1 protein-coding gene is annotated in these 397 nt (G+C 51.6%); it reads left to right on the forward strand.

Annotated features, from left to right (window positions below):
- Positions 1 to 185 precede the first annotated feature (185 nt).
- A partial coding sequence (locus C2M35_RS15465) for a hypothetical protein (protein WP_158678009.1) occupies positions 186 to 397 on the forward strand: 212 nt, incomplete at its 3' end.

Below are 397 nucleotides of genomic sequence, written 5' to 3' on the forward strand. Positions count from 1 at the left end.
GGCATGGGGTCAGGTGGGTCCAGAACGCTATTGTCACCAAGCAAATTGGTTACTAATCGCTGTTGCAATCAGTATTAAATTCGGAAAGCTTTATAAGTAATGTGTCTACTTCAGTCTTTAATTTCTAACTTCTAACTTAACAGTCTCACACCATTTTGGTGTTGTATGGTTAAGCCTCACGGACAGTGACCGACGCTGCCGGGAACACAGGCACGGTCACCGATACCACCACCTTGGATACGGGCGCGCCGAGCACGGGTGATGGCGTAAACGGTATTGCGTTCGACGACGGCGGCGATGAGCTGTTAAGCGCAGACGAAGCAACCAACGTGACCCTTTCCGGCGTTGTCGAAGCCGGTGCCACCGTCGACAGCATCACCATCAGTGATGGTGTGAC

It is taken from the genome of Pseudoalteromonas sp. T1lg76 (assembly GCF_002964725.1).
Taxonomy (GTDB): Bacteria; Pseudomonadota; Gammaproteobacteria; order Enterobacterales; family Alteromonadaceae; genus Pseudoalteromonas.